Raw genomic sequence first — 20,534 nt, forward strand, 5'->3', positions numbered from 1 at the left:
TGTCTAAAATCACGTTTCTACAAGAGAAGAGTAAATCCTTTGCTATTAAGTAACAATATCACCATGCAGTTCGGCAGCAAGCCGTTGTTTGAAAACATTTCCGTTAAATTTGGCGGCGGCAACCGTTACGGTTTGATTGGCGCAAATGGCTGCGGTAAATCTACATTTATGAAGATTCTCGGTGGCGATCTAGTGCCGAGCGGCGGTAACGTCTCCCTCGATCCTAATGAACGTCTGGGTAAACTGCGTCAGGATCAGTTCGCTTTTGAAAAATACAGCGTGCTGGATACCGTTATCATGGGCCACGGCGAGCTGTGGGCGGTAAAAGAAGAGCGCGACCGTATCTATTCATTGGCTGAAATGAGCGAAGCCGACGGCTATAAAGTTGCCGATCTAGAAGTGCAATACGGTGAGATGGATGGTTACAGCGCAGAATCACGCGCGGGCGAACTGTTGCTGGGCGTGGGGATTCCCGTTGAGCAGCACTATGGCTTGATGAGTGAGATTGCTCCCGGTTGGAAACTGCGTGTCCTGTTGGCGCAGGCGCTGTTTGCCGATCCTGATATCCTGCTGCTTGACGAACCGACCAACAACCTGGATATCGATACGATCCGCTGGCTGGAGCAGGTGCTGAACGAGCGTAACAGCACCATGATCATCATCTCGCATGACCGTCACTTCCTGAACATGGTTTGTACGCACATGGCGGATCTGGACTACGGCGAGCTGCGTATTTATCCCGGCAACTATGATGAATACATGACGGCAGCGACGCAGGCTCGTGAGCGTTTGTTGTCCGATAACGCCAAAAAGAAAGCGCAGATTTCCGAACTGCAATCGTTCGTCAGCCGCTTTAGCGCCAACGCCTCTAAATCCAAGCAGGCGACATCACGCGCACGTCAGATTGATAAAATCCAGCTAGATGAAGTGAAAGCGTCCAGCCGTCAAAACCCGTTTATCCGTTTTGATCAGGATAAGAAATTGTTCCGTAATGCGCTGGAAGTTGAAGCGTTGAGCAAAGGTTTTGATAATGGCCCGCTGTTTAGCAAGCTGGGTCTGATGATCGAAGTGGGTGAGAAAGTCGCAATTCTGGGTGCCAACGGTATCGGTAAATCGACATTGCTGAAAACGCTGGTCGGTGATGTCGAGCCGGATAGCGGTACGGTAAAATGGTCTGAAAACTCAAAAATTGGCTACTACGCGCAGGATCACGAATACGAATTCGATGAGACGCTGACCGTTTTTGACTGGATGAGCCAGTGGAAACAGGAAAAAGACGACGAGCAAGCCGTGCGTAGCATTCTCGGTCGTTTGCTGTTCAGCCAGGATGATATCAAGAAGAAAGTGAAGGTGTTATCCGGTGGTGAAAAAGGCCGCATGCTGTTCGGTAAGCTGATGATGCAGCGTCCGAATATTCTGGTGATGGATGAACCAACCAACCACCTTGATATGGAATCCATTGAATCGCTGAATATGGCGCTGGAAATGTATGAAGGGACGCTGCTGTTCGTCTCTCATGACCGTGAATTTGTCAGCTCATTGGCGACCCGTATTCTGGAAATTACGCCAAATAAAGTGATCGATTTCACCGGCAACTATGAAGATTACCTGCGTAGTCAGGGTATTCAGTAATCCATTAGCCGCTTTCCTAAACAGTTGTTTGGGAAAGCGGATCTTTCAGCGGTTCACTATCTGGCAATGTCTTCGAATTGTAGTGAACCACGCCAGCAGCCCGAGGGTTAATTGTTCAAGGGGGACGTGTTTTGATACTCCGTTAACGGTGACAATATCGGAATCTGTTTCATGCTTCAGGCGGCACAAGTATGCCTTAGAGCCACCTATTCAGCCAGTGCGTTTATATCATCCATCATTATTTACACGCCTCGACGCCTAAGTAATATGCTATTGATTCATAGACTATCCCACTCATACGCGGGTCTGGCGATGATGCCTTCATTTGTTCGAGTGTTTCACCATCTCCAAGGTATTTAACCGTGGAATTCTTGCAATCGTAAATGCGTTTAGAATAAGAGGTTCCCGATGGCCCTACGCGTTTTGTAACGATGGTTTTCATTCCACCTTGCGAACCCTTTTCGAGAATTGTGTACTGCGCTTTAGAGTCTGTTGGAATGGTAATCACATAATTTTTAGCACTCACCCCACCAGAAGCCAGCAATAACGCTGCAATCGCTATCTTCTTCATCGCTATCCCCATTGGTAAATATTAGTTAATCGTAGACGGAACAGTGGGCAATGGGAAGCAAGAAACCCGCCGAAGCGGGTTGGATGAGGGGGGATGCAGGCTAATTTGTAGCTGTAGCGTCAAGGCGATAAGCTATCTCCGTTAAGACTGAACTCAACATGAACTCGACCTGAAACGCGCCTGTCAGAATATCCGCTTTTGCTCTCACCCATTCCTATATATAGTTTTCCAGTATAATTCTCGTGCGAAAAAACCGACTCCCACTTGCCACAGTTGGTGTTTGTTACGCAAGGGAAAAAGGAAAAATCGTCATTGTATACATGTTCGTTAACTTCTTTTGGCGTTCCGTATCTTTCAGTGAGTATTTTCTTCAGCTCATTATAAATGTGCTTACTTTTATCAATACTGTCGAGGCCAGTAAGATCGTATGTATTAAAGGTTATTCTCTTAAGTCTATCGTTTTTATATAAAAAGTTATATGCACCTTCTATATTAAAAGATTCTTTCGGCGGTGTTGTTACATATAGAATTACCCAATCACCTCTTAATGGTATTTTATTGAATGTCGGAAGCCCCAATGAGGACACGCTTCTAGATCTATCATTCCACTCAACACCAAATGGCGCTTCGGATTTTCTATCGCAACCTGAAAGCAAAACTAACAAAGTCGCAATCGCTATCTTCTTCATCCCTATCCCCATTGGTAACATTTTCTCACAGGTTAGCACAGAGACATAGCAACACAACTGATCAAGTATCAGGATTTCAGGAAGGCAATCAATCGATAGCGTAACTTAATCACTTCTCAACCTTTTCCATGTTCTTGGTAGCTTTTCTACATCTACCTTCTTCCAGTCGCAATAGTGGTATTTTTTTCTTCCGCTCATTCATCAATCAGCTGCCGATAGTGCCTTTCAGCTTCGATCTGGTATCCTCTGTCGCTAATTGGTGCATTGCCTCTTCGCCCATTAGTTGGCGGTTCTGTAACTGTCCAGCCATCCAGTTGAAAGCCTGAATGTAGGTTATTTTGCTTTGCATGGCTGCTTTACCCGTGAATCCCATAACTACCAGCATGAAGCCGTCTTTTGTCATGCTGTACATACGGCGCATTTCTCCTTTTTTATCAATATATTCAACCTCCTCAAAATTGAGGTGGTTGAATTCAGGAGGACAATCAACCTCTAACCGTTTAATCGCTCGGATAACGTTGTCGTGCCGCTTGCCGAAAAATTTTGCCTATTAATCTCTCAAATTAACGAACTTTAATAAACGCTGTTTTTTTTTCGTACTTGTTAAAAAAACAAAGAGGGATACATCGTAACCCTCTGAAATAAAATAGCGATACGTTTTTTCGGCATGATTTTCAGTTTGCACAAAAGAAAACGATTTGTTAATCCACTGCGTCATTTTGTCGCACTCACATTCCGCCTGTTTATTTACGCCTCCGTCACGTTGCCAAATAAAAATAATTATCATTTAATTTATTTTATTGATTATTTGGGGGCTGTTAATGAACATCGATTTTACGCCGTATTATGCCGAGCCCGGTGAGCAGCCTTTTGGCGCCCGACGTATGGCAATGCCTTGGCGCAACCATGTGCCGCTTTCACCAGAACAAATTCCGGCCGGTTGGCAGGCGCTGAAGCAACAAACAGTGCCGGCGCGTAAGCGCCTGCTCTACCTGCACATTCCTTTCTGCGCCACGCACTGCACGTTCTGCGGTTTTTATCAAAACAAACTGCGTGATGACAGCACGGCGACCTATACCCGCTATCTGCTTCAGGAATTGGCGATGGAAGCGGACAGCCCGCTGCATCAGTCTGCGCCGATTCATGCGGTGTATTTTGGCGGTGGTACGCCAACGGCGCTGGCGGCCGATGAACTGTTACAGATCATTCGCGCGATCCGTACCTCTCTGCCGCTGGCACCAGACTGTGAAATCACGGTGGAAGGGCGGGCGATGGATTTTGACGATGAGCGAATCGATGCCTGTCTGGATGCGGGAGCGAACCGTTTCTCCATTGGGATTCAGACGTTCGATACCCGTATTCGTCAGCGTATGGCGCGTACGTCAGATAAGCAGCAGTCAATTCGCTTCCTTGAGCGCCTGTGCGAGCGAGACAGAGCCGCCGTAGTGTGCGATCTGATGTTCGGCCTGCCGGAGCAAACGCCGGAAATCTGGCGCGAAGATCTGGCGATTGTCAGTGATTTACCGTTAGACGGCGTCGATCTGTATGCGCTTAATCTGTTACCGACCACGCCGCTGGCGAAAGCGGCCGAAAACCAGCGTGTCGCGCTGCCTGATGTGGTGGCCCGTCGTGATTTTTACCGGACTGGCGCGGCATTTCTGGCCGATGCTGGCTGGCACCAGCTTAGCAACAGTCACTGGGCACGCACCACGCGTGAACGCAACTTGTACAACCTGCTGATTAAACAGGGCGCGGACTGTCTGGCAATGGGAAGTGGTGCGGGCGGCAATATAAACGGGCAAGCCTACATGATGGAACGCAGCCTGGAGCGCTACTACCAGCAGATCGATCAGGGGCAAAAACCGATCATGATGATGACGCCAGCCAGTCCTACCGGGCCGTGGCAGCATCAGCTTCAGGCGGGAATTGAGGTTGGTCGTATCAAGCTGCCTCAACTGACTCGACATGCCCGTGAACTTCAGCCGTTACTCAGCCAGTGGCACCAGGCCGGGTTGACCTGTGACGATTCCACCTGCCTGCGCCTGACCAATGATGGCCGCTTCTGGGCGAATAACCTGATGCAGGCATTACAACAAATTATCCCCCAGCTTAATGCCGAAGAGCATGCGCACTAACCGGAGACGCAACGATGACCATGACACTGAATGAATTACTGGCAACCAACCCTGATGGCACACTGGAAGAGATTGCCGGAAAGTATAATACCTCGCTGTTTGCTGTCGTTGAGGCCTTGCCTGCGGCTCAGCGTACGCTGGCAACGGGCGATCGTTTCGATCAGGTCTGGGATACGATTGCGACCTGGGGTGAAGTGACGCTCATCAGCCACACGGCAGACGCGATTCTGGAATTCAAGAGCGAGCTGCCAACCGGTACGCACCGTCACGGTTACTTTAACCTGCGCGGCAAAAATGGCCTGAGCGGGCATATCCGTGCAACGAGCTGTCAGCACATTGCATTTATTGAGCGCAAGTTCATGGGGATGGACACCGCGTCCGTGGTGTTCTTTAATGCCAGCGGTGCAGCGATGTTTAAAATTTTCCTTGGACGAGACAGCCACCGTCAGCTGCTGAGCGCTCAGGTTGAGGCGTTCCGCGCGCTGGCGAGTGAATTACAACCGGAGCAGGTATGACGTGGTTACTTTTCGGCGCGGGCAATGGGGTCGGCGCCTGCTTATTACAGCGCGCCATTGAGTGCGAGCAGGCGGTCGTACTCGTCTTGCGTAATCCTGAACAGGCCAAACACTGGCGTGAGCAGGGAATGACGGTCGTGGAAGGCGATGCCTGCGACCCGGAAACAGTAGCGGAAGCCTGTCGTGTGGCGGGGCCTTCTGCCATTGTGGTATCGACAATGGGCGGCGGCACGGTAAATTATCAGGGCCATCGCACGGTGATCGATGGCGCAGAGCAGGCTGGTATCAAGCGTATGCTGCTGGTGACATCACTGGGCTGCGGCGATAGCTGGCCGCTGTTGTCGCCACGCGCCAGAGCCGCGTTTGGCTTCGCGGTACGTGAGAAATCACTGGCAGAAAGCTGGTTGCAAAGCAGTACGTTGGATCACTGTATCGTTCGTCCCGGCGGTCTGCTGGACGTGGTCGCGACGCACAATGCAAAACTGACGCAGGGTGCTGCTACGCTGGGATTGGTGTCACGCTGGGATGTCGCGCTGGCGGTTGATCAGCTGTTGCAGCAACCCGTTTTTGGCAATCACATCTACAATCTGATCGATCCCGATCTCACGATGCCCGCCATTCCGTAACATTCGTTACTTTGTCGTCAATGTTGCCGGGAAAATTCATCCCGGCATCAGTCAAACTGTTATAGTCAATCTGTCGAAAACTGTATCTGTTATCTCTCATGTGGCTATGTTCTAATCGATGCAAGCAGTGTTGTATTCCTCAAGCACGATGGTGATGACAATGGATGAAGTAAAACGCCTTCTGACCGAAGAGATAGAACGTATTAATCGGGAAGAAAAACGCGACAATAAAATACGTTTTAGCCGCAAATTCATGCAGTCTCACCCCTATCTGTTTGCCGCGATGCTGGTGAGCTACGTGCCAGTCGCGATCATCCTTTTTTATGCCCCTTATTTTGGTTTGCCCTACCTGCTCGGCTTTACCGTTTTCCTGCTGGTGATGACGCTGGCCCTCTCTGTGGATATCAACCCGACCTATCGCTTTGAAGACATTGATACCCTGGATCTCCGCGTTTGCTATAACGGCGAGTGGTTTACTGTCCGCCACGTGTCGCAGGACACGCAGGATAAGCTGTTACACAACGAGCAGGTGCCGTCAGCCGTGAAAGCGGGGATAGAGAAAATTCGACGCACGAAAGGTGACGTTGATTTCTACGACGTCTTCGCGCTGGCCTACCACCAACAGCCTTCCCGTTAGCAGGCTCTTTCTGCCCTCAAACCGCCCCATTTCACGATGACCAAATAATGCGCATGGCTTTTTCTATGTGCAGATTTTCATGGTGGTTGGTTTTCGTCGAGATACTGGTTTTCATGTAGTCATAATGCTACGTTCGTTATAAGCAGCGAGCGCCGCATTCTTGTGGTTTTTCAGACCGATGGTTTCTCAGGTTGATGGTTTTTCAAATACGGGCAGAACAGGACGATGAGCGAAAAGGTATTGCTGGTGATTCAGTTGGGCCAACCGCCGGAAGGCATCGCGTCTCAGGTGGGGCAGCAGGGGAAGTGGTTTACCGATGCGGTACAGGGTAAGACGCAGCCGGTGCAGGTGGTTCGTCCCGATCTTGGGGAGCCGCTACCGCCGTTTGATACGCTGGCGGCGGTGGTTATTTCCGGCTCGTGGTCGATGGTCACGGATCGGCTGGACTGGAGCGAATACACCGCTGGCTGGCTGCGTGAAGCGTATTATGCGGATATTCCTCTGCTGGGCGTGTGCTATGGGCACCAGCTGCTCGCCGATGCGCTGGGCGGCAAAGTGGGGGATAACCCGAACGGCAAGGAAGTCGGCGTTCAGGTTGTGACAACCCATGAAGCCGCTGCGCAAGACACCTTACTGCGTGATTATCCGCAGCAGTTTGGCGCTTATCTGACGCATCAGCAATCCGTGCTGGAACCGCCAGCGGGCGCGCAGGTTCTGGCGAGTTCAGAGATGGATGGCTGCCAGATTATCCGCTACAGCGATAAAGTATTGACCGTACAATTTCATCCGGAATTCAGCGCGGACATCATGCTGACGTGCCTGCGTCATAATGAAACGGCCCTGCGACAGGGTGGGTGGGATGTCGATCGGATGATGGATATTCCGCAGGAACCCGTCTGGGCGCGCAAGATCCTGCTGGATTTTGTACAACGCTACGCGGCGAAATAGCCCTCGAACAACGCATTATTGTCGATAAAGCGTCCTTCTCGATCGCCACCCATCGGTGGTGATCGAGCCAAAAATCATGACAGACTCATCCACCGAAACCGTAGCGCTATGGCAAAGTTTGAACAGCTCGCTCACCAAATCCGTGAGCAGCTTCAGGAAGGGATCTGGCAGCCGGGCGACAAACTGCCCTCGCTGCGGGAAAAATCACTGCACTCGGGCATGAGCCTGATGACTGTGCTGCACGCGTATCAGCTGCTGGAAAGTCAGGGGCTGATTGTGTCGCGTCCGCAGTCGGGTTATTACGCGGCACCGCAGCTGTCCGCATTATCGGCAGACAGCCTGCATTCGCCCGTGGGGCAGGAGCGCGTTCAGTTGACCGAAGACGTGGACGTCAATGCGTTCATTTTTGATGTGCTTCAGGCCAGTAAAGATCCGGCGGTGATGCCGTTCGGATCGGCGTTTCCCGATCCGCAGCTCTTCCCACAGCGTCAGCTGACGCGCTCGCTGGCCTCGGTGGCGCGTCATATGCAGCCACAGAGCGCGCTGGATAATTTGCCGCCGGGTAATGAGAGCCTGAGGAAGAACATCGCCCAGCGCTATGCGTTGCAGGGGATTGCCGTCTCGCCCGATGAGATTGTGATTACGGCGGGTGCGATGGAATCCCTTAATCTCAGCCTTCAGGCGCTGACGGAGCCGGGCGATTATGTGGTGATCGAGTCTCCTGCTTTTTACGGCGCGCTACAGGCGATCGAACGCCTTAAACTCAAAGCGATTGCGATTGTGACCGATCCACAGCAGGGCATCGATCTTGATGCGTTGCAGCAGGCGCTGAACGACTATCCGATCAAAGCCTGCTGGTTGATGACCAATTTTCATAACCCGCTCGGCTGCACGCTGTCCTGGGAGAAGAAACAGCGGCTGGTGGCGATGCTGGAAAAACACGGTGTCGGGCTGGTAGAAGATGACGTCTACAGCGAGCTTTACACCGGCCTGCAACGTCCGCTTCCCGCGAAGGCGTTGGATAAAAAAGGGACGATTCTGCACTGTTCCTCGTTTTCTAAAAATCTGGTGGCGGGGTTCCGCATTGGCTGGGTGGCGGCAGGGAGCTATGCGGGCAGCATTCAGCGTTTACAGCTGATGAGTACATTATCAACTAGCGCACCGATGCAGCTGGCGATTGCAGATTATCTGGCGACCAGCAGCTATGACAGCCACCTGCGCCGCCTGCGACGGGCGCTGGAACAGCGTAAACACGCGGCATTACAGTCGCTACGCCGACACTTTCCCGGCGACGTTCGCATTAATCATTCTCAAGGTGGTTATTTCCTCTGGCTGGAATTGCCTGAAGGCGTCAGCAGCACGGAGCTATACTGGCGCGCGCTGGAGCAGGGTGTCAGCATTGCGCCGGGGAAAATGTTCACTACTGGCGACAAATACGATCGCTACTTCCGCTTCAACGCATCCTATGAATGGGACGAACGCTGCGAACAAAGCGTAATCGTATTGGCATCGCTGATTCGGGCGCAGATAGGAGAGCGTTTGACTCGATCACCTCTTTAGAGGTGTGGAGATGTTTGCCGCTTTTCTGCTACTGTTCCCGTCATGGCGGAAGGTGACGGAATGGATGGCGAAAAACAGCCATAACCTTGCCGGAAATCAGGAAGTCGATAGGCACGATGCGTATAATCCCCGGCTAAAGGTGAGCTATACCTGCTATCTTTCGGACCGCGCTGGCGGCCTTCCTGCACCCCGAAATCTATCGGATAGACAACGTAAACAACAGGAAAAACCACCCTGATGAGTATTCGCATTGTTCCTCAGGAACAGTTAGAACAGAACGAAAAATCGATGCCGGAAGGGAATATCCCTCCGCTGCTTTTTGCTAATCTGAAAAGCCTGTACAGCAGCCGCGCGGAGCGTCTGCGTCAGTTAGCTGAAGAGCACCCGCTGGGGGATTATCTCACCTTCGCCGCAGGCGTGGTGGAAGCCCAGCAGAAGGTATTGCACGATCATCCGTTGAAGCTTGACCTGAGTGACGTGCTGAAACAGTCCGGTGAACGTCCGCCGCTCGATATCGCGGTGTTCCCGCGTGATGCGCATTGGCACACACTGCTGCGTGCGCTGCTCGAAGAATTAAAACCGGATGCCAGCGGACAGGTGTTATCCACGTTGGAGAATCTGGAAAAAGCCTCAGAGCAGGAGTTGGAAGAACAGGCAACTGCACTGCTGCAACATGAATTTCGTGCCGAGAGCAATGATAAAGCCCCGTTCATCTGGGCGGCGCTATCGCTGTTTTGGGCGCAGATGGCAAGCCAACTGCCCGGTAAAGCGCGTGCCGTACCCGGCGAACATCGCCAGTTCTGCCCCGTGTGCGGCAGTATTCCGGTATCGGGCGTAGTGCAGTTGGGTACGTCCAGCGGGCTGCGTTATCTGCACTGTAATCTGTGCGAGAGCGAATGGCACATGGTGCGGGTGAAATGCAGCAACTGTGAAGAGTCGAGCGAGCTGAATTACTGGTCGCTGGATAGCGAAAATTCCGCTATCAAAGCGGAAAGCTGTGGTCACTGTGGCACGTATCTGAAACTGTTGTATCAGGAAAAAGATCACCGTGTAGAAGCCGTCGCCGACGATTTGGCATCGCTGGTGCTGGATGTGAAAATGGAGGAAGAAGGTTTTTCTCGCAGTAGCATTAATCCCTTCCTGTTCCCGGAAAGTTCGATCGAATAGCCAGCCTAACCGGTGAAGCACGTTTGGGCTTCACCGCCTTTCTTTTAGAAAACCTATCCTTGCCACACGCCGCTGAAGTGCAGCAGCAAGACCAGTGCGGTGAGTACAATTGACGATGATGTAAGGACGATCAGCCCGTGGCTGGCGCGTGATAACACCGGTTGGCAAGAAGCGTTAAAGCGGTAGCGCAGAATCGCCAGCACCGACATCAGAGCAGAGACGCACAAAAGCAGGATGGCGCAGGCAAAAACGGCGCGGCTGTCGTCCACCATGCTCAGGCGAAAACACAGCATGCTGTTGATCAGCATCACAAACAGCGTACGTGACCAGGCCATGCCGGTTCGCTGCGGCTGTAATCCCGGATCGCGTGTCGTGTCCATGTGCTACCCGAACAGGATCATGGCGGCAAGCGCGATGGCAATGAGGGTGATAAACAGCGTCACGATCAGCAGCATTGGTGTGTACGGCATATCACTTTCTTGACGCATCGCCTTCTCATTGCTGACCCAGCGACGATAGGCCAGACCGCCGAGCAATGCTGCGCAGACGACCAGCAGCAGAGCCAGCCCCTGACGCACCAGCGGATCGATATGCACGGTAAATTGGTCGATACCCACCGCACCTGCAAGAAACGCCAGCGCGGTGCGAATCCACGCCAGAAAGGTGCGCTCATTCGCTAATGAAAAACGGTAGTCCGGGGTTTTCCCCTGACTCCACCACGGCGTTTTGTCCTGTCTGGGTGTTGTCATGTCGTCGTCTGATTTCAGGTTAAAAGAGGGCATCCGATTGGGCGCAGCGTCTGCATTCTAGCGCCCTTGGCGGGTTTCGTCTGCCCTGATGACTGTCTTAGTACGAAATGATGAAGCGCCCCATGGCGGCGCTTCGTTCTCTCAAGGGGCGTCTTTGCCCGCCTCATGGTTCTCAACCGCCAGCGCGGTGACCAGCGCGAATGCACAGGCCAGCAGCGTGCCCAGTATCCAGGCGAAATACCACATTTTCTTTCTCCTCAAATTGTTAGTAAACGGAGTGCTTATTTTCTTCGATGTAACGCGCATCGACCCGACCGAACATCTTGTAGTAACACCAACTGGTATAAAGCAGGATGGTGGGGACAAAAATGCAGGCCAGAATGGTCATCACCTGAAGCGTAAGCTGGCTGGACGTCGCATCCCAGATGGTCAGGCTGACATTGGGATCGAAGCTGGAGGGCATCACAAATGGGAACAGCGTAATTCCAGCCGTCAGAATCACGCAGACAATCGTCAATGACGAGGTCAGAAAACCCCAACCGCAGCGGTCTACGCGAGAGAAGAGACAGGTGAACCACGGCAGAACCACACCCAGTGCAGGAATCGCCCACAGAGCAGGGTGAGCTGTAAAGTTGGTTAACCACGCCCCGGCCTGTTGGACCACCTCTTTATTCAGCGGGTTAGACGGGGCTGCTTTATCTAACGTGGAGGTAATCAGGTAGCCGTCGATTCCGGTAACGACCCACAGGCCAGCCAGTAAGAAGGTGAGGCTCATCAGCGCGCTGGTGATTAGGACGGTTTTTTGCGCGCGACGCTGAAGTGCATCTGTGGTGCGCATTTGCAGGTAAATCGCGCCGTGTGCGACGATCATGGCGACACTCACGACGCCAGCTAGCAGCCCGAACGGGTTCAACAGGCCAAAGAACCCGCCGTGGTAGGTGAGGCGCAAATACTTATCAACGCTCAGCGGCACGCCCTGCAACAGGTTGCCTAATGCGATGCCGAACACCAGCGTGGGGACGAAGCTGCCGATGAAAATGCCCCAATCCCACATGTTGCGCCAGCGCTGGTTTTCCAGCTTGGAGCGATAATCAAAGCCAACCGGGCGGAAAAATAGAGCGGCCAGCACCAGAATCATGGCGAAATAGAAACCGGAAAACGCGGCGGCATAAACCATCGGCCAGGCGGCGAACAGTGCGCCCGCTGCGGTGATCAGCCAGACCTGATTGCCGTCCCAGTGCGGGGCAATCACGTTAATCATGACCCTCCGTTCGGTATCATTCTTGCCCAGCAGACGTAGAAGAATGCCGACGCCCATGTCAAAGCCGTCGGTGATGGCGAAGCCGATAAACAACAGGCCAATCAATCCCCACCAAATCAGGCGTAATGTTTCATAATCCAGCATTATTATGGCTCCCGTGACGGTTTTGCAGGTGTTGTGAGTGATTGTGTCGTCGGTTGCTCAAAGTGGTAGCGGCCGGTTTTCAGGCTGCTTGGCCCCAATCGGGCAAACTTGAACATCAGATACATTTCCGCGACCAGAAACAGGGTGTACAGGCCGCAAATCAGCCCCATCGACAGCAGGATGTCGTGTGCTTCCAGAGACGAATTGGCGATGGCGGTAGGCAGAACCTCACCGACTGCCCACGGCTGGCGACCGTACTCGGCGACGAACCAGCCAGATTCAATCGCGATCCAGGGCAGGGGAATGCCGTAGAGCGCCACGCGATGCAGCCATTTACGCTGCCCCATGCGGCCGCGTATGACGCTCCAGAACGACAGAGCAAAAATGCCGAGCATCAGCACGCCGCAGCCCACCATCAGACGAAAAGCGACATACAGCGGCGCGACACGGGGAATCGAGTCTTTGGTTGCCTGCTGGATCTGGTGTTCGCTGGCGTTGGCGACGTCATCGGTATAGCGCTTAAGCAGCATGCCGTAGCCAAGATCGCGCTTGGCAGCTTCAAATTGGGCACGAACGGCGGGGTCGGTGTTACCTGAGCGCAGTTCCTCCAGCAGACCATAGGCCGTCATGCCATTACGAATGCGTATCTTATGTTGCGCCATCAGGTCTTTGATGCCGACGACAGGTTTGTCGAGCGAACGCGTGGCGATGAGCCCCAGCAGATAGGGAACATGGATCGCATAATCGTTCTGCATCGTTTCCTGATTGGGGATGGCGAACAGCGTGAAAGAAGCGGGGGCGGGCTGCGTTTCCCATTCGGCTTCGATCGCTGCCAGCTTGGTTTTTTGCACATCACCCATCACATAGCCGGATTCATCGCCCAGTACGATCACGGACAGCACCGAGGCCAGACCGAAACTGGCGGCAATCGCGAACGAGCGCTTGGCAAAGGCGATATCACGGCCTCTCAACAGATAGTAAGAGCTGATCCCGAGCACAAACATCGCGCCGGCGGTGTAACCTGCTGCCACGGTGTGCACAAATTTCACCTGCGCGACCGGGTTCAGCACCAGTTCGGCGAAGCTCAGCATTTCCATGCGCATGGTTTCGTAATTGAACTCAGCGGCAATCGGGTTTTGCATCCAGCCGTTGGCGACCAGAATCCACAGGGCGGAGAAGTTGGAGCCTAGTGCTACGAACCAGGTCACCAGCATATGCTGGACTTTGGTCAGACGATCCCAGCCGAAAAAGAACAGGCCAATTAGCGTGGATTCGAGGAAGAACGCCATAAGTCCTTCCATCGCCAGCGGTGCGCCAAAAATATCGCCCACGTAGTGAGAATAGTAAGACCAGTTGGTGCCGAACTGGAATTCCAGCGTCAGACCGGTTGCCACGCCCAGCGCAAAGTTGATGGCGAACAGCTTGCCCCAGAATTTGGTCATATCCTTATAGATTGGTTTGCCGGTCAACACATAAGTGGTGTTCATAATGGCCAGCAGGAAAGACAACCCCAGCGTCAGCGGGACGAAAAGAAAGTGATACATGGCAGTCAGGGCAAATTGCAGCCGCGACAGCTCAACGACATCAAACATGTTAGGCTCCTAGCTTCAGGCAGGAAAATGCTGTTATTCCGATGCTTGCCGGAATAAATAGTGATGAATAAAATGCGAATAAATTACCGCCGACGATATTTGCATCCGTCAGAAATTAACGTCACTGATTGAAGTGAGATAAGAATGAATAGTGAATAAAACGTGCGGGGATTATAGCGTGCAAAAACTGAAGGATAAATAGTACAGTTTGTTGATTCGATTTTTTTATCTTTAATGTTATTATTTTGGTTTTATATTTTAACTTTACCTTTATTCTTGGTTTTTAATTTTATTTAACTTTGGTTTCTGGGTTTTTATTCTGCGCTATTATTGGTGTTGAAGATTTAATTTAATTAAAATAGTACAGATTTGAGATGTATAAATATAACAGTTTCATTTTTTATTTAATATTACATTTGGCGATAAAAATAATTGGGGATTATCAGAATATCCTTACTAATGAGGCGGAGATGATGCGCGTGTGCCGTATGCTAAATACGGCACACCTAATTGATATGATGAAATACAGGTGCCAGCGATTACACGGAAGGGGCTTCTGGCCACACGACTGATGCTGCGGTGAAATCAATGCGGTTCAACGTAACCAGATAAATTTTCCATTGGGTTAGCCGCTCTTGCTCTTCATCCGTGGCAATAGCCAGGTCCACTGCGTAGTTCAGCTCGGCAATTCGGGTATTTGCTGTCGCGCGTCGTGCCGCCAGTTCCTGCTGTAGGCTTTTAGTTGTAGCAAGCTGTTGCGCTTCTAAGTTTGTCACCCAGGCCGCCCCATCCCACCGATCAAACTCGGTTGCTGGAGCCAGAAATGTCATATTTTCAGGCAGTTCGCCGAACTGCGTCACCGTCTGCGCCTGTCGAGTTTCCGTACTGTAAACCGTCTGGCCGCGATGGTCTGGCACCGGTTCCCATGCCTTACCGTCTGCACTGCGGCGTAAGGCTTGGCCGACAGGCGGCAATTGCGGTTCGTCTGCGTAGCTGTCGGCGGGCAGACCAACGCCTTGCATCACATACTCATAGCTGGCGCTCTGGTATTCCCGCGTAGCCGGATTAACGTGATAAACCGTAATCCATCCCGTGTTGATGGCTAATCCGCGTTCGTTCAGTTCTGCGTTTTTAATTTGTGTTGAATAGTTGCTCATTATGCTGCTCTCACGATGTAGTTAAATGCGATATTGCGGGGACGGGTTTCGTTAGCTGTAGGAACTACGCGTGACGCGTCGAATTTTGATGGATACCAGTGCATGGCTGTAGGGCTTTGTACAACGGACATGTAATTATCAGTATCGGGGATCTTGACACTTGTATCGTAATACGTCGCACCTGTTGATGAATTATTAGTCGGTACATTTGTATCTGCATCGTAGCCATAGAATAACGATCCAGTAATGTTTCTTATTGCATCGCCCTGCGCTGACAACAACGCACGACCAGCATCAGCGCCACGTCCGTCATCCCAACCGCGCACGAATTCGCCGCGTAAATCGGGCAGGAAACCCGATGGATAGAGGGATGCTAAAATTGGATACCGTGATTTATCAAATGACTGTCCGTTACATTTTATCCAGCCTGCTGGCGGCGTTGATAGTGGGTACGGAATGGGTGCGCCTGCAGGAAAATCCAGAGGTAATGTGATATCCGCCGTCCCATCAAACGCCACGCCATTAATTTTCCGCGCCGTCGCCAGCTTCGTTGCCGCCGCTGCTGTTCCTGCCGCAGGCAATGCCCCCACATTTGCCGGAGTCAGTGAGATATTCGCCGTGCCGTCAAATGCCACTCCATTAATGGTACGTGCTGTTGCCAGCTTCGTTGCCGCCGCTGCTGTTCCTGCCGCAGGCAATGCCCCCACATTTGCCGGAGTCAGTGAGATATTCGCCGTGCCGTCAAATGCCACTCCATTAATGGTACGTGCTGTTGCCAGCTTCGTTGCCGCCACCGCCGTTCCTGCCGCAGGCAATGCCCCCACATTTGCTGGAGTCAGTGAAATATTTGCTGTGCCATCAAACGCCACGCCGTTGATCGTTCTCACCACAGCTAGCTTAGTCGCTGCTGCTGCTGTCCCTGTCGCCGGTAAGGCCCCGATGTTTTCAGGCATCAGTGCAATATCCGCAGTACCATCAAACAATATGCCTGCAATCTTTCTCGCTGCGGCCAGTTTTGTTGCTGCTACCGCTGTAGCTGCTTTTCCTAAATAACGAGCATCGCCGATGGTGATATCGGGAATATCACTGGCTCCAGAACCTACCATGCGGGTTGCGGCAGATTTTAACCCAACGTTGTCCATAAATTTTGCTTTGTCGGGAATGTCCGCGCCGTTCTGCCCCTTCTCTAATTTTTGTGCCAGCTTACTGAATATGGTGGTTGAGAAGTTCGGATCGTTGCCCAACGCGTTCGCCAGCTCTTGCAGCGTATCCAGTGCTGCCGGAGAGCCATTGACCAGTGCGGCAAGGGCCGATTTCACAAATGCTGTGGTGGCAATTTGCGTGTTGTTTGCCGTTTGCGCTGTCGTTGGCGCGGTGGGTGTTCCCGTCAGCGCCGGGCTATTTTTTGGGGCATATTGCGAATGCGGGTCGCTGGCAGCGAGATGTACCTGCAAACTCTCACCCGTGGTTTCCTGCATTTTTTTCAGGTAAGCCGTGCGGCTGGCTAATTGCTCTGCCTGACGGTTAGAGATCCCCCCTGGGCCTGCGACAACGGGGTCCGATGTCTCAAGCTGATAAATTCCATCAATCCAGCTTTCTTGTTCAGATAAATTCGCCATGTTCATGCGTTCCTATGGTTGTGACGTCGCTACGATGCGGCTTTAACAGCGATTCTTTCTGTTTCCACGCCGATGTCAGCATCATGCCGATGGCTATAAAACAGTTTTAGTAACGATGATGAGAGTACCTTTTGCGATGGGGTTGGTTTAGTAACGGAGTTTAAAAATTGAAGTGAAACGTGTACGAACTCAGCAGCCATCGTGCGGACAACATGCCCTTGCTTCCCGCTAAATGTGAATGAGTGCAAATGGCGCGCTAATTGCATATTCCTGAACGTGGTTTTTTCAGGAGAGACAGCAATGGTGGCGGAGCCTTCAACGACAATTCGATTTTTACTTGCCTCGCGCCAGTGTGAGCTGAACAGCCTGCGCTACCTGCTGCAAAGCGGTGAGCTGGTGGGCAAAATTAGCCAGCTCGTCCATCTATTGCAGCGTGAACGGGGAACGGCCAACTTGTTTCTGTGCTCCGATGGCCGACTGTTCGCCGACGAACTGGCGCTACGTGAGAAAGACGTGCAGGTGGCGCAGACGCACTTGATGACGCATCTGGCAGGATTGGAAAAAATGGCGGCGGAATTGCCGCAGGCGAGCCGTTTATTCAGCCGTGTTGCCAGCGTGGTTTATGCGCTGAGCCTGCTGCCCGCGCTGCGCCAGCAGATTTGCCAGCGTTTGCTGCCTCAGCCGCAGGCGATGACGTTTTTCAACGACATTGTCCGCAACCTGCTGGCGCTGGTTTTTGAGGTCTCAGATACGGCGGCCGATCCGGGCATTTCCCGTGCGCTGATTGCCATGTTCAGCTTTATGCAGGGGAAAGAGCTGGCGGGGCAGGAACGGGCTATCGGTGCGGCGGCCTATGCGGCGGGCTGCGTTGATGAGGAAACGCGGCAAAAACTGCTGGATTTGATTGAACGGCAGGATCGCTGTTTTGATACCTTTCTGAGTTTTAGCGATGAAGAAAGCCAGCAGCGCTGGCGTGCTATCGCGGTAGACAGCGAGTTTGAGCGCCTGCGTCGCATTGTGTGCACCCGCAGCCCGATAGAAAAGCTGCCGCAAGCCGATAGTCTGCACTGGTTTTCGATTGCCACGCGGCGCATCGATGAAATGAAGCAGATGGAAGATGAGTTGGAGCAGACGCTGATGCAGCGCTGCCGTACCCGTATTGCGGCTGCTGAGAAAGCATGCAGCGATCAGCGCGCGGATCTCGAAGAACTGATGGCGCAGCAGGAGAAGGACGAGCCCGGTTATTCGATATTTATCGCTGGCCATGATGTAGAAGGGCAAAGTGCGCAGCCCGGCTGGCTACATAGCGATGGCGTCAGTCCACAACTGGGGCGATCGCTACTGTCGCTGGTGCAGCAACAATCGCGGCGCTTACAGGCGCAGGATCATGAATTGGCTGCGCTGCGAGCCACGTTGAATGAAAGAAAGCAGATCGATCGTGCGAAGGGCTTGCTGATGCAGCACCGTGGATTAAGCGAAGAAGAGGCCTACAAAACCCTGCGCCGCATGGCGATGAGCCAGAATAAAAAGCTGATTGACATTGCGACGGCGATGCTCGCGGTGGCCGATGTATTTGGTGATACCCCTTAAGAGGTATATGCACATGAACTGTGCGTGTTCTGCCAGTTGGCGGTGCAAGGCATCGTCCCGTGAGGAGGAAATCTCAGAGTCAATGGCAGTATGAAGTGGTTTCGTGCGTAAAAATATCGTCATTTCTATGCTACGTCGTAGCACACGCACGACACGGGGCGCTCAGTCGCCGCCGCCCCGTGACCCGAGGCTTTTTCGCGGGAAATTACGCCGCTGCGCGGTTCCTTCGGAAAATCAGTCGCCTGACGGACCGTGGCTGACGCACTGGCGGCTCGATTAGCGGTCATGTCCACCGATGGCACCGCGTAGCGGCATAATTTAGCCAGAAGCCAGGGTTCGCAGGGCTGCGGCGCTTGAGCGCCCTGCGTCGGGCGCGTGTACGGTATTGCATATCATGGTGGTGGTATGGCGCACGAAACTGTCTCTGAGTCTGTATAGAAATGTGACTAAGAGACGGCTCCTGCGAAGTGGAACGCTCAAAAGTGTGATAGCTGGCACAAACCTTGCTTTAACTCATTAGCAACAACCAAACATTCATAATGCGTTTCGGGCCAACGGCGGTGCGGAAGGTGTTAATCGGACAACGGCGTCCATAAGCGTGCAGATTCTGCATGGGCTTGTGGACGCCGTTTTTGTTTTTACCGCCTGAAAAGGTGTTTTGCGCAAGGGTGTCGTTGATGAGTGATTCCAAAACCAAAAGCATGACCGTCTCTCGCCGCCAGTTTCTGTTGGGGAGTGCTGCACTGGGAGGCAGCCTGATGCTGCCGGGGTTGATGAATAGCGCCTGGGCTGCCGGTTCCGACGCGCCGGAGAAAAAGGAAATTCGGGTCGGGTTTATCCCGTTGACGGACTGCGCCTCGGTCGTGATGGCCGCAGTGAAAGGCTTCGATAAGAAATACGGCATCACCATTGTTCCTAGCAAAGAAGCCAGTTGGGCCGCAGTACGTGACAAGCTGGTATCGGGCGAGCTGGATGCCGCCCACATTCTGTACGGGCAGCTGTACGGTCTGCAAATGGGGCTGTCTGGGGCGCAGAGTAACATGGCGGCACTGATGACGCTCAACCAGAACGGACAAGGTATCACGCTGGCGAACCAGCTGCGTGCAGCCAACGTCACGGATCTCGCTGCGCTGCAAAAGTATGTTGCCGCTAGTCCTGCGGGCACTTACACCTTCGCGCAAACCTTCCCTACCGGTACACACGCCATGTGGCTCTATTACTGGCTGGCCTCCGCCGGCATTCATCCGCTGAACGACGTGCGCACCGTGGTGGTGCCGCCGCCGCAGATGGTGATGAACATGAAGATTGGCAACATGGTCGGCTACTGCGTCGGCGAGCCGTGGAACCAACGTGCCATCAGCGAAAACATCGGCTTTACTGCCGCCACCTCGCAAGACATTTGGCCGGATCACCCGGAAAAAGTGTTGGGCACCCGCGCTGACTGGGTAAACGCCAACCCGAATAGCGCCCGCGCGCTGACCGCCGCGATCCTCGATGCCTCACGCTGGATTGATGCCTCTGATGACAACCGCCGCGAAACAGCAGGCGTGGTTGCCGGACGTGCGTACATCAATGCCAAAGAAGAAACCATCGTCGGACGTATGCTGGGCCAGTACGAGAACGGGCTGGGGAAAAGCTGGAAAGACGAACACGCGATGCGTTTCTACCACGACGGTTCCGTGAACTACCCGTACCTGTCCGACGGCATGTGGTTCCTCACCCAGCACAAACGCTGGGGCTTGCTCACCGAAGAGCCGGATTATCTGGCTGTCGCGAAGCAGGTTAACCGTATTGATATCTATAAGCAGGCAGCCGACGCCGTGGGGAATGTGCCATTGCCCGGTAGCGACATGCGCAGCAGCGTGCTCATCGATGGCCGTCGATGGGATGGTAGCGATCCAGCGGGTTATGTCAACAGTTTTAGCGTGAAGAAATAAGTGAG

Annotated in this window: 21 protein-coding genes; 10 read left to right on the top strand and 11 right to left on the bottom strand. The window is 52.9% G+C overall.

Annotation, left to right across the window (positions count from 1 at the left end; translation table 11 throughout):
* Positions 1-39: 39 nt before the first annotated feature.
* A complete protein-coding gene (locus tag LOZ86_RS07845) occupies positions 40-1,632 on the top strand; it encodes an ABC-F family ATPase (protein ID WP_072012377.1) in 1,593 nt (530 codons plus the stop codon).
* Between the two features lie 238 nt (positions 1,633-1,870).
* On the opposite strand, the gene LOZ86_RS07850 is transcribed toward LOZ86_RS07845, so the two are convergent.
* The 3 genes from LOZ86_RS07850 to LOZ86_RS07860 all read right to left on the bottom strand — a co-directional run bounded on the left by LOZ86_RS07850 (position 1,871) and on the right by LOZ86_RS07860 (position 3,406).
* Positions 1,871-2,203, bottom strand: a complete 333-nt coding sequence (locus LOZ86_RS07850; RefSeq protein ID WP_103862156.1) for a hypothetical protein — start codon at positions 2,201-2,203, stop codon at positions 1,871-1,873.
* A 119-nt stretch (positions 2,204-2,322) separates the two neighbouring features.
* Positions 2,323-2,892: a hypothetical protein gene (locus LOZ86_RS07855; RefSeq protein WP_116162623.1), complete on the bottom strand. Its 570-nt coding sequence runs from the start codon at positions 2,890-2,892 to the stop codon at positions 2,323-2,325.
* A 205-nt stretch (positions 2,893-3,097) separates the two neighbouring features.
* Positions 3,098-3,406 (bottom strand): Rha family transcriptional regulator, encoded by a 309-nt coding sequence (locus LOZ86_RS07860; RefSeq protein WP_116162621.1) that lies wholly within the window; start codon positions 3,404-3,406, stop codon positions 3,098-3,100.
* A gap of 307 nt (positions 3,407-3,713) precedes the next feature.
* Here LOZ86_RS07860 and hutW point away from each other — a divergent pair, with 307 nt between their 5' ends.
* The 7 genes from hutW (at position 3,714) to fdhE (ending at position 10,480) form a co-directional block, all read left to right on the top strand.
* Positions 3,714-5,027: a heme anaerobic degradation radical SAM methyltransferase ChuW/HutW gene (gene hutW, locus LOZ86_RS07865; RefSeq protein ID WP_039484080.1), complete on the top strand. Its 1,314-nt coding sequence runs from the start codon at positions 3,714-3,716 to the stop codon at positions 5,025-5,027.
* Between the two features lie 14 nt (positions 5,028-5,041).
* Positions 5,042-5,542 carry a heme utilization cystosolic carrier protein HutX gene (gene hutX, locus LOZ86_RS07870; RefSeq protein ID WP_010295337.1) on the top strand — a complete coding sequence of 167 codons (501 nt, stop codon included), beginning with the start codon at positions 5,042-5,044 and terminating at the stop codon, positions 5,540-5,542.
* On the top strand, positions 5,539-6,168 hold the full coding sequence (locus LOZ86_RS07875) for an NAD(P)H-binding protein (RefSeq protein ID WP_039484082.1): 630 nt from the start codon (positions 5,539-5,541) through the stop codon (positions 6,166-6,168). Before hutX ends, LOZ86_RS07875 begins: the two co-directional genes overlap by 4 nt.
* A 160-nt stretch (positions 6,169-6,328) precedes the next feature.
* On the top strand, positions 6,329-6,805 hold the full coding sequence (locus tag LOZ86_RS07880; protein WP_039484084.1) for a YlaC family protein: 477 nt from the start codon (positions 6,329-6,331) through the stop codon (positions 6,803-6,805).
* Positions 6,806-7,030: 225 nt separating this feature from the next.
* Positions 7,031-7,753, top strand: a complete 723-nt coding sequence (locus LOZ86_RS07885; protein ID WP_230243041.1) for a glutamine amidotransferase — start codon at positions 7,031-7,033, stop codon at positions 7,751-7,753.
* Between the two features lie 108 nt (positions 7,754-7,861).
* Positions 7,862-9,313, top strand: coding sequence for an aminotransferase-like domain-containing protein (locus LOZ86_RS07890; protein WP_039484087.1), 1,452 nt, complete (start codon positions 7,862-7,864; stop codon positions 9,311-9,313).
* A gap of 237 nt (positions 9,314-9,550) precedes the next feature.
* Complete coding sequence (gene fdhE / locus LOZ86_RS07895) at positions 9,551-10,480, top strand: formate dehydrogenase accessory protein FdhE (protein WP_039484091.1); 930 nt, start codon at positions 9,551-9,553, stop codon at positions 10,478-10,480.
* A gap of 53 nt (positions 10,481-10,533) precedes the next feature.
* Here the strand turns inward: fdhE and LOZ86_RS07900 are convergent, their stop codons facing one another.
* The 7 genes from LOZ86_RS07900 to LOZ86_RS07930 form a co-directional block, all read right to left on the bottom strand.
* Positions 10,534-10,860, bottom strand: coding sequence for a DUF202 domain-containing protein (locus LOZ86_RS07900; RefSeq protein ID WP_039484092.1), 327 nt, complete (start codon positions 10,858-10,860; stop codon positions 10,534-10,536).
* 3 nt (positions 10,861-10,863) lie between these two features.
* On the bottom strand, positions 10,864-11,229 hold the full coding sequence (locus LOZ86_RS07905; RefSeq protein ID WP_039471932.1) for a YidH family protein: 366 nt from the start codon (positions 11,227-11,229) through the stop codon (positions 10,864-10,866).
* A gap of 141 nt (positions 11,230-11,370) precedes the next feature.
* A complete protein-coding gene (cydX, locus tag LOZ86_RS07910) occupies positions 11,371-11,475 on the bottom strand; it encodes a cytochrome bd-I oxidase subunit CydX (RefSeq protein ID WP_010295317.1) in 105 nt (34 codons plus the stop codon).
* Between the two features lie 19 nt (positions 11,476-11,494).
* The gene (gene cydB / locus LOZ86_RS07915; RefSeq protein ID WP_039484094.1) at positions 11,495-12,634 is read right to left on the bottom strand and encodes a cytochrome d ubiquinol oxidase subunit II; all 1,140 of its coding nucleotides are present in this window, start codon (positions 12,632-12,634) and stop codon (positions 11,495-11,497) included.
* A gap of 2 nt (positions 12,635-12,636) precedes the next feature.
* Complete coding sequence (gene cydA / locus LOZ86_RS07920; RefSeq protein ID WP_039484097.1) at positions 12,637-14,226, bottom strand: cytochrome ubiquinol oxidase subunit I; 1,590 nt, start codon at positions 14,224-14,226, stop codon at positions 12,637-12,639.
* Between the two features lie 539 nt (positions 14,227-14,765).
* A complete protein-coding gene (locus tag LOZ86_RS07925) occupies positions 14,766-15,383 on the bottom strand; it encodes a tail fiber assembly protein (RefSeq protein WP_039484099.1) in 618 nt (205 codons plus the stop codon).
* Positions 15,383-17,002 (bottom strand): phage tail protein, encoded by a 1,620-nt coding sequence (locus LOZ86_RS07930; protein WP_230243048.1) that lies wholly within the window; start codon positions 17,000-17,002, stop codon positions 15,383-15,385. The genes LOZ86_RS07925 and LOZ86_RS07930 overlap by 1 nt, the downstream gene beginning before the upstream one ends.
* Positions 17,003-17,302: 300 nt before the next feature.
* Here LOZ86_RS07930 and LOZ86_RS07935 point away from each other — a divergent pair, with 300 nt between their 5' ends.
* Entirely contained in the window at positions 17,303-18,592 is a 1,290-nt protein-coding gene (locus tag LOZ86_RS07935; protein ID WP_230243049.1) for a nitrate regulatory protein, read from the top strand.
* Between the two features lie 125 nt (positions 18,593-18,717).
* On the opposite strand, the gene LOZ86_RS07940 is transcribed toward LOZ86_RS07935, so the two are convergent.
* Complete coding sequence (locus LOZ86_RS07940) at positions 18,718-18,879, bottom strand: hypothetical protein (protein WP_156890179.1); 162 nt, start codon at positions 18,877-18,879, stop codon at positions 18,718-18,720.
* A 390-nt stretch (positions 18,880-19,269) separates the two neighbouring features.
* Here LOZ86_RS07940 and LOZ86_RS07945 point away from each other — a divergent pair, with 390 nt between their 5' ends.
* Positions 19,270-20,529, top strand: coding sequence for a CmpA/NrtA family ABC transporter substrate-binding protein (locus tag LOZ86_RS07945; protein WP_230243051.1), 1,260 nt, complete (start codon positions 19,270-19,272; stop codon positions 20,527-20,529).
* Positions 20,530-20,534 lie beyond the last annotated feature (5 nt).

This window comes from Pectobacterium parvum, from assembly GCF_020971565.1.
GTDB lineage: Bacteria > Pseudomonadota > Gammaproteobacteria > Enterobacterales > Enterobacteriaceae > Pectobacterium > Pectobacterium polare.